This window comes from Kiritimatiellia bacterium, assembly GCA_025054615.1.
Taxonomy (GTDB): domain Bacteria; phylum Verrucomicrobiota; class Kiritimatiellia; order CAIVKH01; family CAIVKH01; genus JANWZO01.
Genome location: JANWZO010000003.1, coordinates 45,627 through 58,041 on the forward strand (window position 1 = coordinate 45,627; position 12,415 = coordinate 58,041).

Below are 12,415 nucleotides of genomic sequence, written 5' to 3' on the forward strand. Positions count from 1 at the left end.
GATGGTGGGCTGGTCCGGCTCACGGTACACCGACAATACGCGTCGCAGCGAATGTTCCGCCACAAGCAGCAGTGCGAGCAGTGCGCTTCCCGCGCCAAGGACGATCATTAGCAGACCGGCGGACGAATAAGGGCGATCCATTCCTGCAAGGGCATGTCGCGCTGCGGTCCACTTCAGCCGGCCTGATAAACTCCGCGCACCGACTCGCAGGGCGCGCGCAACGAGACCAAGCGCGATGCAGCCTGCGGCAGCGGCAGAGGCGATGCCGAGCCCGCGCGCCCAAGAACCTGTTTGCCACACGGTGAACAGGGCGGCGGCAGCGGCCAGCCCGAGAGCTGTGATGAAACGGGCTGGTGCGGACGCGCGGATGGGCGCCAGTTCGAAGCCGTGTCGCAGGGCTTGGGCAGGTGATAGGCGTCGCACTGAATCGAGCGGCAGGGCAGCGAATCCCATGCAAAAAATCGCGCCGGCTGCCCCGGCCTCTGCGACAGCGCCGGGCCGCAGCGAGGCATTGACCTCGACCGCCAACACGCCTTGCATCCAGGTGGAAATGGCCGGCAGTACCACCAAGGACAGAAAGACGCCCGCAAGCACGCCTGTGGCGCACAGCGCTAGAATCTGGGCCACAAATACCGCCTCCGCGAACCCGACGGGCGCACCGATGCACTTGATCATCGCGAGCGTCTGAATTCGCCGCGTCAGATACAAACGTGCGGCTGCCGCGGAGCCGGCCGATCCTAGTAGCAAGGCCGCAAACCCCACGAGACCAAGATATCGAGCGATCGGATCGGACGCGCCCAATAGCGCACGCGCGCGTGAGGCTGCCGTTTCCACCTCCGGGCGCTCGGCGGCCAGTTCGTTCCGCAGCCGGTCGGCCCACGCCTCCGGATCCGAGCCGCTCGGAAGCGCGAAGTAGCGGCGGTACGATACAATGCTGCCCGGCTGGAGAAGCCCGGTCTCACCGGTACGGTCGTGCGCGATGTAAATCCGGGGCGCAATTAGCGCCTCCGACGGCGATTCACCCGGCGCCCGTCGAAGGATGCCTGAGACGATGAATTCGCGGGAACCCACACGGACGCGGCTGCCGATCCCTCCGCCAGATTGGATCAATGCATTTTCCTCCACCAGGGCATGGGGCCCTTCGTGGAGAGTATGGGCCGCGTCGGGAGGCTCGGTCTCGATTGCGCCAAAAAATGGATATCCGGGACCGATCGCGCGGACCTGCACAAACCTCGCGCGTTCCGATTCGGGAAACCAGGCCATCGTTCGGAACTGGACCTCATCGGCGAATCGCCCGGGAACCTGGGCCAGGACGGAGCGAGCGGTTTCTGACAGAGCGCGTCGGGTCCGAATCGCCAGGTCGGCGCCGAGAAGCGCTTTGGCTCGAGCGCGGTATGCGTCTGCCATGTGATCCCGAAATGAGGAGATCGCCATCATGGCCCCCATGCCGAGCCCCAGCGCCAACGCGTACCACACGAATCCAGACGATTGGGCGCGCAGATCGCGACTGGCGACGCGGATCGCAAGGGTGATCAGGCGTATGGTCTCCCTCAGCGGCCTCATGCCGTTTCCATAGATTCGATGCGACCTGCCTTCAGTCGAATTACTCGGCGGCAGCGGGTTGCGATTTCCGGATCATGGGTGACGAGCAGAAGCGTGGCGTGTGCGGAGCTGTTCAGTTCAAACAGAAGGTCGATGATCCGTCCGCCGGTCACCGCGTCGAGGTTGCCCGTTGGTTCGTCCGCAAAGAGCAAACGTGGATTTCCGGCGAAGGCGCGCGCTATCGCAACACGTTGCTGTTCTCCGCCGGACAGCCGCGGCGGCGTATGCCGCATGCGGTCTTTCAGTCCGACGCGCTCCAGCCAGAAAGCGGCGCGATCCTCTGCATCCCGCAGGCCGCGGATTTCCAGGGGCAGCGCCACGTTCTCGAAAGCGGTGAGCGTGGGAATCAGGTGGAACGATTGGAACACAAAGCCGGTCTGTTCGAGGCGCAGGCGGGCGCGTTCCTCCTCGCTCAGGGAGAAAAGATCGCGGCCGAGCAACTCGACCCGACCGCTGGTCGGCACATCAAGGCCGGCACAGATGCCGAGCAGCGTCGTTTTGCCGCTGCCCGACGGTCCGACGAGCGCGCAGGTATCGCCCGCGGCCAGCTCGAGGGATGCGTCGTCCAACACCACCAGTGTCCGGCCGTTGGATGGAAATTCCTTACGCAGGCGTTCCGCCCGCAAGACGATGGATGAGTTCACGCGTCCAAACGTACACTGGTACGCTTGGTTTTCCATCAGCCATCGGGAAAGAGTGCGCGCCGTCACCCGTGGAACCGGACTATACGCTCGCATTTGACGCCGTGTTCCAGCAGGCCGCCGAGCGGAAAGACGTCCGGCTACTGCTATTAGTACTGGAAGGGGCGGGAGGCTTGCTGGAGTTCAACCTTGAGGATGGAATCACGCCGAACGCGAAAGGTTAGCGCCGTATGGCCGAGATGGCCGCCGGCCTCCTGCGCGCGATGCTGGAGGCGCCCGGTCCGTAAGCATCCGTTGTTTGAAGGCCAAATTCGGCCTCCCGGAGACGCGCTCGCTAAAGTACGCGTGGAAGGTCTCGAGCCCGAACGACCAACCTCGTAACAGGTGTGAGCCCAATTCCCCGTGCCAGCAGCCCGCTGCAAGATCCAAGATGCAACATGGAGCGCACGACCGTGCGTCTGGACCTGAACATTTCTATGAGACATTGAACTGGCACATGGCCTGCGGGGCCTGTCTTCTTACTGCGGAGCCCAGCGGCAATTAGGACATTCGCCGGGTCGCCGGCCAGGTTTTATTATACCAACAATCCACTCGTAATCTGTCCCGCAAACCGGGCAATGCATATCACGAATCATGCCCATCGATCGTAACATCTGCATTAGATTTTCCGGATGAGCTCCGGGTTGCGGCACGCCCATGAGCTCCGTCAGATCCTCGCTTTCTTCCTGCAGGGGGTTCTCACCTGGCGTAACCATTTCAGTCGGCAGCTCAAATTCCTCTGCTTCGCTTTGATCGGACGTAACGCCATAAACTCCCTGGATATCGGTTGAATTCAGCTCATTCAACGCTGAAAAAAACTGATCTGAACTAAATCGCAGGCACATTATGACCTTTTCCAGATAAGCCGCTAACTCATCTGGGCTATCAACAAACAAGTCGCTACAAACGTGTACACTGTCCGCAAATGTGAATATTCTTGTTCCCCATGTCCGGGCATTCGCCACATCTGCGGCCCTCAAAACGCGTATACGGTCGTCCTCGTCACTGATAGAGGCAATATTTGGCATCACAATGCTAACTGCATTCAAATTTTCTTCATCTCCCATAATTAAATATGTAATACCGTCTCGGTTGAATTGTAGATTGCCAGACTTATCCACAACGGGTCTGTAACCTGCTCGAGCCAATATATCACTATACAACCGCTGCAACCGCGATTTATTATAACCGTGCGAAAAGTTTGGTTGACTCGCAGTACGAATAACTGCGCCGCATGTGATTGACAGAAAGATTAGATAAAAGCTTAGTGTTCTCATATATGAGTTCATCTGAAGAACCTCCTTTTGTTATTTAGAGGGTATACAATTCGCGTCCACCCCTTGTTATCTCTGCCCCGCGTATTTAATTTCCCTTCGAGATGATTTTCGAATTCGTCGTACAGAATTACTAGTCAATTATATGCAAAAGACTATCATTAGTATGCAGTTCTTAACTCCCACTGTCGCTTTGCTTAGTGTTCATATCTTATTTGATCCATTTGTCGTTTGACACCGAAGATCATCTGGATCCGTTGGATCGTCATCAGGCCAAGGCATGTTACGTAGCGGCGCCCATGGAAATGAATATGAGAGAATTTGTATACCGTGCACGTATCTGACTATTTACACGCGCGCCCTGAGCGAACGGTCGCATGTGACCCCGCGTTATTTTCCGTCTCTTGTGCTACCAAATTGTTCCCTCGCTAGCAAGATTTTCAGCGGCATATGCGACTATTGGTACGTCGAACGCCTTCTTTCAGACTAAAGGCGCGTGCATCGACTGATCTGAAAAGCGCGGCGAAGACTTTTTGGTGCACGCCGCGCGGTATCCATGATCGTCTCAGTGGGTGCTCCACGTCTGAAGTACGGTTGAGCGCCTCACAGTTGAGCGTAGTCTCCCGCGTTGGTCCCTATGAACCATTGTGGAATGTTTGATACGGAACGTGGAGAGCCCTCTGTAGATAGGCCCGTCTGGCGGCAAGAGGGCGCCCTCCGTCCCCTCCCGTCTGCTGCACGCGTCGTGCTATAGGTAAGTTTGTCCTTGTTTATGTTTGGAATCGATCCACGCTTTTTACACAAGCGCCGGGGCCTTTCTGAAAAGAGTGGCGGGGCCCTGTGACAGTAGTGAACGTGTGTTTTTGACAGGGAGGTAAACCTTGAAAGAACTGCGGATAGCACCCGAGTGGCAGAAGCCTGCTCGTCCTCTTCGCCATTCCTGGGCAGGACTTTTGAATGTGGATCAATTTCGCTGGTTTGTTCGGCGCGACATGCAGGAGCAGCTGGCGATGGCCGTGAAGGAAATCGGCGCCCGCCATGTCCGCGCCGTTGGCATGTTTGACGACGAACTGCGGTTTTACACTGTAGATCCTGCCAGCTGGCGGGAAAAGGTCCGCCCGCCCGAATTAAATTTTCAAATCATCGACTACGTCATGGATTCACTGCTCGACATCGGTCTGCGGCCGATGTTCACCACTACGTTCGTGCCGAGCGCGCTGGCCTCGACCAATGCATCCGTTTTCGAGACCCGCGGCCGAGTTGGTTTACCCAAGGACTGGGCGCTTTGGCAAAAATTAGTCCGGGAGGCCGTCCAGCACGCGGTGGATCGCTACGGTCTTGAGGAAGTGCGCCAGTGGTATTTTGAAGTGTGGAACGAGCCGAATTTGCGCGCATTCTTCGACGGCGAGCAGGCGGATTTTTGGAGACTTTGGAAACTGACCTACGAAGCAATCAAGTCCGTCGACGGGTCATTAAGGGTCGGCGGGCCGAGCACCGCCCGCGGCGAGTGGATTGAAGAATTTGTGACCTTCGCCAAGGGTGCAAACTGTCCGCCTGATTACTTGATCACGCATGTGTACAACAACGACGGTGAAAGCGGCGCGCTTTCGCCGTTCGACGGCCCACAGGAAGAACGCTCGGTCAAAAGCCCTCATTTCTCCTCCCGTGTCATTCGCGGGGTGAGAAAGCTGGTGACGAAGCTCGGCTTCGCGGGAGAGGTTCACTGGAACGAGTGGGGCCGTACCTGGCATCCAACAGACCCTTTGCGCGAGTCGCCGGTGGAGGCGGCCTGGTGCATCAAGACGATGGCCGAGGTCTGCGATCAGGCCGATTACTTTGCCTGGTGGTGTTTGAGCGACATCTACAACCAGCTTGGCTATCAGCGCAGCGAGTTTGCGGGCCACTACGGCATGTTGTCGCTCCACGGCCTACGGAAGCCGGTTTACATGGCGCATATGCTGCTTTGCCGATTAGGCGACGAGCGCGTGGCTGTTCAAGGCGATGGCGAGGAGCGCCTCCAGCATGCCATCGTGACGAAGCTGGGCGCTCGTCGACAGGTGCTGGCCTACGCCTTTGCGGAAGAGACAACGCCGAGCCGCCTTAAAGTGCAGGTTCAACTGGACGCGACGACGACCTCTTCGCCGCGGCTTACCCGAATCGGATCGGAGGAAAACAATATTCTCGCGTTATATCGAGAAATGGGATCGCCCCCTTATCCTTCTCGCGAACAAATCGCGGAGCTGCGCTCGGCCAACGACCTGCGATCAGCCCCGGCATCCGACGTGCGCATCGAGCAGTGCGATGGCAATTGGCTGGCCGTCTTCGAAATGGAATCGCCCGGCGCAGCGCTTCTGGAGTGGTGAACTCGGCCTTCTCTGAGAGAGTCGGGTTTGGCCTGCCGCACACTTCGTAGCACAACAGAGGCGTCAACTCTGGAAATCATCTTTCATCGGCCGCCATGCATGCATGGCCAGCTTCGCTGTAGCATTGCCTTGAATTTCTCCAAGAGGCTGTGTTTGTTGAAGCCGTGATTGCTCGCGTCGTTGCTCTGGCCGCACTGCTTGGGGCGGTGGCGGCTGCCGAACCGATTCGCGTCCTCTGCCTGGGCGACAGTCTGACGGCCGGATACGGCTTGTCTCCGAACGAAGCATGGCCTGCGCTTGCGGAAACGATGTTGCGTGCGCAGGGGTTCGACATTGAGCTCGTCAATGCCGGTTTGAGCGGCGACACGACGGCGGGCGGCATCCGCCGAATGGAGTGGCTAATGAAGGAGCGCTACGATATTCTGGTTCTGGCGCTGGGCGCCAACGACGCGCTGCGGGGTCTTGCGGTGGGCGAGCTGGAGCGGAATTTGCAGAGGATCATCGAGCTGGCGCGGCACGCAAATCCGGAGATCCGGATCCTGCTCGCCGGTATGCGCGCGCCGCCCAACATGGGTCCGGAGTATGCGGCCGCATTCGACGCCGTGTTCCCGCGGGTCGCCGAGCGGAATGGAGTTCGGCTGTGGCCGTTCATGCTGGAAGGAGTGGGCGGCGTGCCGGAACTCAACCTTGAGGATGGAATCCACCCTAACGCGGAAGGGCAGCGCCGGATTGCCGAGATGGCCGCCGGCCACTTGCGCGCGATGCTGGAGGCGCCCGGTCCATGACCATCGGTTGTCTGCAGGCCAAACTTAGTATCCCGGAGGCGCGTTCGCTCAAGGACAAGCGGATGGTCCTGCGGAGCCTTAAGGACCGCATGCTCAACAAGATGAATGTGAGCGTGGCGGAGGTGGACCATCAGGACCTTTGGCAATCCTGCGTGCTGGCGGTGGTGACGGTTGCGGCCGAAAAAGAAACCGTCGAACAGCGGCTGGCGGATGTGAGCGAATTTATCCGGTCCAATCCGCAGGTCGTGCTGCTGGATGTGATGGTGGAGATTCTTTAGCGGTTTACGGAATTGGACCGGCTCAGATCACCGGTCGATCATCTCGATTACATCAGCCATCACGCTACGCTCCTCGCGCTCTTCCATCTTGATTCGTTGCTGGAAGCATTCTTTAACCTGTCATCCGACGTCGACTTGTCGATGCGGCGGACTTGTCTATTGCGCGGAGCCGCACCTCGTTTTTTAGGGTCGGTGGCACCGGTTCGTTGGGTGCGTCGGCTCCATCGTCATCGCGGATGGGCGAACCCGCCGCGTTCATCGGGCAAACCCCGATGCGAAATTCGGGTTTTGCCCGATAGCGCGGGCTCTTGGATTTTCGTAAAGGTCAGTCCAGTGAATAACACGCAATGGAGGAGCGCCGCAGGACAGAAAACGATGGATGACATATACGGAGGAGTACGGCGGCTGACGAAGTCGCGGGGTGAATGGTAAATTTGGCAGTTTGGTGCCGGCGTACGCGCGTCCTATAGCGGCGATCCCTCGCCGCTCCCCCCCAGGCACTCCTCCTAGGCGCGCAGCGCCGGCACCTCATTTTTCAGGGAAATACCCGCGGGCGATACCACCCGCGTACGAAAGGAGGACCTGATGAGCAAAGAGTTCGCGATCATCGATGGGAACGAGTCGACGACTCACGCGGCCTATGCAACCGCGGAAGTTTGCGCGATTTACCCCATCACGCCGTCCTCCAACATGGGAGAACTCGCTGACCAGTGGTCGAGCGAGGGCCGAAAGAACATCTGGGGAACGGTCCCGCTCGTGGTGGAAATGCAGAGCGAAGGCGGGGCAGCGGGATCGATTCACGGGGCGCTGCAGACCGGGGCGCTCGCGACAACCTTCACGGCGTCGCAGGGGCTGCTGTTGATGATCCCGAACATGTACAAGATTGCCGGCGAACTGACGCCGACCGTCTTCCACGTATCTGCCCGTGCGATTGCAGCCCAAGGGCTCTCCATTTTCGGCGACCACCAGGATGTGATGGCCGTGCGCCAGACGGGATTCGCGATGATTTGCTCGGCGTCCGTGCAGGAATGCATGGACATGGCGCTTATCGCGCAGGCGGCCAGCCTCGAGTCGCGCGTGCCGTTTTTGCACTTCTTTGACGGCTTCCGGACGTCGCACGAGGTCAACAAGGTGGTGTTGCTGACCGAGGACGAGATTCGCGCGATGATCGACGAGGACCTCGTCATTGCTCATCGGAAACGCGCGTTGAGTCCGGATCATCCGGTGGTTCGGGGCACGGCCCAGAATCCGGATGTCTATTTTCAGGGGCGAGAAACGGTAAATCCCTTCTACGCGGCGACGCCCGGCATCGTTGAAAAAACGATGCGCAAATTTGAGCGGATCGTCGGGCGGTCTTACAAGCTCTTCGAGTATTACGGCGCACCGGATGCAGAACGCGTGATCGTGCTGATGGGCTCCGGCGCGGAAACGGCCCACGAAACCGTCGAGTATCTGACGTCTCGGGGCGAGAAAATCGGTTACGTGCGCGTCCGCCTCTTTCGGCCCTTTTCCACGGGACACTTCCTGTCAGCCTTGCCGTCAACGGTCCGTTCAATCGCCGTGTTGGATCGCACGAAGGAACCCGGGTCCGCGGGCGAGCCGCTCTACCAGGATGTGCTCACCGCCCTCGTGGAGGGGTCGACGGCCGGTGCGCTTCCCATGGGTTCGATGCCGCGCGTCATCGGCGGCCGCTATGGGTTGTCCTCCAAGGAATTCACGCCCGCCATGGTTAAGGCGGTATTCGACGAATTAAAGAAGGACAAACCCAAGAATCACTTCACTGTCGGCATCCATGACGACGTCTCTCACACCAGCCTAGAATACGACCGATCGTTCATCATCGAGCCGGACGATGTGGTGCGCGCGATGTTCTTCGGTCTGGGCGCCGACGGCACGGTGGGAGCGAACAAAAATTCGATCAAGATCATCGGCGAGGAGACGAATTTTTACGCGCAGGGCTATTTCGTCTATGACTCTAAGAAATCGGGGTCACAGACTGTGTCGCACCTCCGATTCGGTCCGAGGCCGATACGGTCCACGTATCTGATCCAGTCCGCCAATTTTATCGGCTGCCACCAATTCCACTTCCTCGAAAAGGTCGATGTGCTGAAACAGGCGGCGCCGGGCTGCGTCTTTCTGCTCAACAGCCCATTCGGACCCGAAGAGGTGTGGGATCGCCTCCCCGGCCGCGTTCAGCGCCAAATCCTCGAGAAGAAGATGAAATTCTATGTCATCGACGCGTACCGGGTGGCCCGCGAGACAGGGATGGGTTCCCGCATCAACACCATCATGCAGACATGCTTCTTCGCGATTTCTGGCGTATTGCCCCGCGAGGAGGCGATCGAGCAAATCAAAAAAGCCATCCGTAAGACATACGGAAAGAAAGGTGAGGACGTCGTTCAGAAGAACTTTGAGGCGGTCGACAAAACCCTCGCAAACCTATTCGAAGTCCGGGTTCCGGATCGAGTGACCAACCTCGCGTCCCTGCCGCCGACCGTTTCGCCGAAAGCTCCGGCGTTCGTGCGCGAGGTCGAGGCGCTGATGATGGAGGGCCGTGGCGACGAAATTCCGGTCAGCAAACTCCCCTGCGACGGCACCTACCCGACAGGCACGACCAAATGGGAGAAGCGCAACATTTCATTGAGCGTGCCCGTCTGGGAGCCGGACTTGTGCACTCAGTGCGGTATGTGCGCGCTGGTTTGTCCCCACAGTTGCATCCGGGCAAAGATGGTCCCCGCTTCAGCGCTTAGCGGCGCGCCGGCCGGATTCAAATCTGCTCCGCTGCGCGGGACCGGCGCGGCGCCGGACATGCGCTACCTGCTTCACATCTATGTGGAGGACTGCACGGGCTGCACGCTCTGCGTCAGCGTCTGCCCCGCAAAAAGCAAGGAAAACGCCTCGCTCCGAGCGATCAACATGCGCGACAAGCTCCCGATTCTGGAGCGCGAGCGCGCCAACGAGGCCTTCTTCGAGAGCCTGCGGGACGGCGTACCGGCCAAGCTCGATCTAACGCTGGCCAAAGACCTCCAGTACCTTGATCCACTGTTCGAGTTTTCGGGCGCCTGCACGGGTTGCGGGGAGACGCCCTATGTCAAAATCATCAGCCAGATGTTCGGCGACCGGATGATCGTCGCGAATGCCACCGGCTGTTCCTCCATCTATGGCGGCAACCTGCCGACGACGCCTTGGACCACCAACGCCGACGGCCGCGGCCCGGCCTGGTCCAACTCACTCTTCGAGGATAATGCGGAATTCGGGTTCGGGTTCCGATTGACGTTCGACAAGCACGCCGAATTCGCCCGCGAATTGCTCACGGAACTCGGCGGTGCGCTCGGCGATACGCTGGTGCGGGAGATCCTCACCGCTCCGCAACGGACGCGCGAGGAGCTGATCGCACAGCGCGCGCGCGTAGAGGAGCTCAAACGGCGGCTCGCAGAAATGGACCGGCCCGAGGCCCGGCGGCTCCTTGCGATTGCGGACAACCTGGTCCGCCGCAGCGTGTGGATTATGGGCGGGGACGGCTGGGCCTACGACATCGGGTACGGCGGGTTGGACCACGTCCTGGCGTCTAACCGCGATGTCAACATTCTGGTCATGGACACGGAGGTGTATTCGAACACCGGCGGCCAGATGTCGAAGGCGACCCCGCGCGGCGCCGTCGCCAAATTCGCCGCGGCGGGCAAGAAGACCGGCAAAAAAGATCTCGGCCTCCTCGCGATTTCGTACGGTCACGTCTATGTCGCCCGCGTGGCGCTCGGAGCGAATCCACGGCAGACGCTGCGCGCGCTATTGGAGGCCGAAGCCTATGACGGGCCGTCGCTGATCATCGCCTATAGCCACTGCATTGCACACGGCATCGACATGGCGCTCGGCTTCAAGCAGCAGAAACTGGCGGTGGACTCGGGCTACTGGCCGCTCTACCGCTACAACCCCGAACTCGCGGCCAAGGGCCAGAATCCCTTCCAACTCGATTCCAAACCGCCGTCGGTTCCCTTCAAGGATTACGCCTACAACGAGGTCCGGTATCGCATGCTAGCCCACAGCCATCCCGAGGAGGCGGCGCGGTTGCTGAAACTGGCGCAGGAAGATGTGAACATGCGCTGGAAACTGCATGCGGAACTCGCGGCGCGCCAACCGGCGACGGCCGGGGCGTGAAAGGAGGACGACGATGGACCTGCGCACCACGTACATGGGGCTGGAGCTGAAGCATCCGCTGGCGGCCTCCGCGTCGCCGCTCTCGGAATCACCGGAGAAAATCAAGCGGCTCGAAGACGCCGGCGTGTCCGCCGTGGTAATGTTCTCGATCTTCGAGGAACAACTGCGGCAGGAGGCGGCCGTGCTCGATTACGCCCTCCACGCGGGGTCGGACAGTTTTGCCGAGTCGCTTTCATATTTCCCCAAGCTGGACGATTATGCCGTCAAGCCCGACCGCTACCTGGAGATCATCGCGAAGGCGAAGGCCTCGTGCCAGATTCCGATCATCGGTAGCCTGAACGGCGTCACGAACGAGGGGTGGGTCCGGTTTGCCAGGGAGATCCAGCAGGCCGGCGCCGACGCTCTTGAGCTCAACATTTACTGGACGCCTACGGATATGAATATGACGGGTGTCGAGGTCGAGCGCCGCTATCTGGACATCGTCAAGGCGGTCAAGGCCTCAGTGACGATCCCGGTTGCCGTGAAGCTCAGCCCGTTCTTCAGTTCCATGGCAAATTTTGCCAAGCAGCTTGATGAGGCGGGCGCGGATGCGCTGGTGTTGTTTAACCGGTTTTACCAGCCGGATTTCAACATCGAGGACCTCGAGGTCAAGCCGCAGCTCAGCCTGAGCAATCCGTATGAGATTCGGCTTCCCCTTCTCTGGATTGCCATCTTGTACGGGAAGCTTCGCGCGTCGCTGGGCGCGACCCGCGGCGTCCACAGCGCCATTGAGATCGTCAAATACGTGATGGCCGGAGCCGACGCTGTCTTCACGACGTCTGCCCTGCTGCAGCACGGACTGGCGCATGTCGGCCAGATGCTCTGGGACCTGAAAAATTGGATGGAGGTCCACGAATACGAGTCCATCCAGCAGATGAAGGGCTGCATGAGCCAGCAGCACGTGGAGGATCCGTCCGCGTTCGAACGCGCGAACTACATCAAGACGCTGGAGAGCTACAAGGCGGTGTTGCGCGCCGCGAGGTGAATACACTTTGCGCCTCGATACCGGGGCCGATCACGGAGGAGAACACCATGAAAGTAAAAATTGACGAAAGTGCCTGCACGGGGTGCGCGGTCTGCAGCGACACCTGCCCCGAGGTCTTCAAGCTTGGCGAGGACAATATCGCCAAGGTGATTGTGGACGTGGTTCCGGCCGGCAAGGAGGACACCGTCCGCGAATGCGCGGCGAACTGTCCTGTGTCCTGCATTTCCGTTGAGGAATAGGCCGGGAGGCCGCGG

At 59.7% G+C, this 12,415-nt stretch carries 10 protein-coding genes; 7 read left to right on the plus strand and 3 right to left on the minus strand.

What is annotated here, in order from left to right; genetic code table 11:
• Window positions 1–1,563 (minus strand): ABC transporter permease (locus NZ740_02015; protein ID MCS6770783.1); only part of this gene is annotated, 1,563 nt, incomplete at its 3' end.
• Window positions 1,560–2,234, minus strand: coding sequence for an ABC transporter ATP-binding protein (locus tag NZ740_02020; GenBank protein ID MCS6770784.1), 675 nt, complete (start codon window positions 2,232–2,234; stop codon window positions 1,560–1,562). The genes NZ740_02020 and NZ740_02015, both read right to left, overlap by 4 nt.
• 2 nt (window positions 2,235–2,236) lie before the next feature.
• On the opposite strand from NZ740_02020, the gene NZ740_02025 reads away from it, so the two are divergent.
• Complete coding sequence (locus NZ740_02025; protein MCS6770785.1) at window positions 2,237–2,467, plus strand: hypothetical protein; 231 nt, start codon at window positions 2,237–2,239, stop codon at window positions 2,465–2,467.
• A gap of 294 nt (window positions 2,468–2,761) precedes the next feature.
• Here NZ740_02025 and NZ740_02030 read toward each other — a convergent pair whose 3' ends face one another.
• On the minus strand, window positions 2,762–3,403 hold the full coding sequence (locus NZ740_02030) for a hypothetical protein (GenBank protein MCS6770786.1): 642 nt from the start codon (window positions 3,401–3,403) through the stop codon (window positions 2,762–2,764).
• Between the two features lie 1,034 nt (window positions 3,404–4,437).
• Here NZ740_02030 and NZ740_02035 point away from each other — a divergent pair.
• The 6 genes from NZ740_02035 (at window position 4,438) to NZ740_02060 (ending at window position 12,400) form a co-directional block, all read left to right on the plus strand.
• Window positions 4,438–5,919: a hypothetical protein gene (locus tag NZ740_02035; protein MCS6770787.1), complete on the plus strand. Its 1,482-nt coding sequence runs from the start codon at window positions 4,438–4,440 to the stop codon at window positions 5,917–5,919.
• Window positions 5,920–6,083: 164 nt separating this feature from the next.
• Entirely contained in the window at window positions 6,084–6,704 is a 621-nt protein-coding gene (locus NZ740_02040; protein ID MCS6770788.1) for an arylesterase, read from the plus strand.
• Window positions 6,701–6,982 carry a DUF503 domain-containing protein gene (locus NZ740_02045; protein ID MCS6770789.1) on the plus strand — a complete coding sequence of 94 codons (282 nt, stop codon included), beginning with the start codon at window positions 6,701–6,703 and terminating at the stop codon, window positions 6,980–6,982. The genes NZ740_02040 and NZ740_02045 overlap by 4 nt, the downstream gene beginning before the upstream one ends.
• 585 nt (window positions 6,983–7,567) lie before the next feature.
• On the plus strand, window positions 7,568–11,137 hold the full coding sequence (nifJ, locus tag NZ740_02050; GenBank protein MCS6770790.1) for a pyruvate:ferredoxin (flavodoxin) oxidoreductase: 3,570 nt from the start codon (window positions 7,568–7,570) through the stop codon (window positions 11,135–11,137).
• 13 nt (window positions 11,138–11,150) lie between these two features.
• Window positions 11,151–12,161 carry a dihydroorotate dehydrogenase-like protein gene (locus NZ740_02055; GenBank protein MCS6770791.1) on the plus strand — a complete coding sequence of 337 codons (1,011 nt, stop codon included), beginning with the start codon at window positions 11,151–11,153 and terminating at the stop codon, window positions 12,159–12,161.
• Window positions 12,162–12,208: 47 nt separating this feature from the next.
• Entirely contained in the window at window positions 12,209–12,400 is a 192-nt protein-coding gene (locus NZ740_02060; GenBank protein ID MCS6770792.1) for a ferredoxin, read from the plus strand.
• The last annotated feature ends 15 nt before the right edge of the window (window positions 12,401–12,415 follow it).